This is a genomic window from Delftia sp. JD2, assembly GCF_001682645.1.
GTDB lineage: Bacteria > Pseudomonadota > Gammaproteobacteria > Burkholderiales > Burkholderiaceae_C > Comamonas > Comamonas acidovorans.
The window spans coordinates 1-862 of sequence record NZ_LFJT01000134.1 but is presented as its reverse complement, the minus strand read 5'-3'; the positions used below and the strand labels follow the sequence as shown (position 1 = coordinate 862).

Here is an 862-nt window from a genome sequence, read left to right as displayed (position 1 = left end):
AGGCGTCACCGGCGTGGAAGGCGTCGATGCGCAATCCGTCGTGCAACCGGCCGTCGGATTGACCGGGCTGATGCCGCCGGACGGATCGTAGGAGGCCGTGTTCGTGCTCGAACCCACCGCCGTCGGCACAGCCGGCAGGTTGAAGCTGGTGTTGCCACCGGCCGCCACTGCCGCAGTGAAGTTCACCGTACACGTCAGCACGGAGCTGCCGTTACCCGCAAACGGGAAGGTATTGGGCGTGCAGGTCGCACTGGCCACGTTTGCGCCGGTCGGCACGCCCGTGATGCTGATGCCTGCAGGCACCAGGTCCTTGATGGTCACGCTGTTGGCAGGGCCAAACGCTCCAGCCGCATTCGCTACCGTGAAGGCGTAGTTGAACGCAGTCCCCACAGCCAAGCTACCGGGGTTGGCTTTGGTGACCGTCAGCGCAGGCGTACCAGGCGTGACCGGTGTGGTGGGTGTCGACGCGCAGTCTGTTGTGCACCCTGCCGTCGGATTGACAGGGCTGATGCCACCCGACGGATCGTAGGAAGCCGTGTTCGTGCTCGAACCCACAGCCGTCGGAACAGCTGGCAGATTGAAGCTGGTGCTGCCACCCGCTGCCACTGCCGCAGTGAAGTTCACCGTACACGTCAGGACGGAACTACCGTTACCCGCAAACGGGAAGGTGTTGGGCGTGCAGGTCGCGCTGGCCACGTTTGCACCGGTCGGCACGCCCGTGATGCTGATCCCCGCAGGCACCAGGTCCTTGATGGTCACGCTGGTGGCGGGACCAAACGCTCCAGCGGCGTTGGACACGGAGAACGCGTAGTTGAAGGGCGTGCCCACAGCCAAGCTGCCGGGGTTGGCTTTGGTGACCGTC

1 protein-coding gene is annotated in these 862 nt (G+C 65.0%); it reads right to left on the bottom strand.

Annotated features, from left to right (window positions below; translation table 11 throughout):
- Positions 1 to 862: hypothetical protein (locus ACM14_RS31025; protein WP_139093540.1), on the bottom strand; the 862-nt coding region annotated here is incomplete at both ends.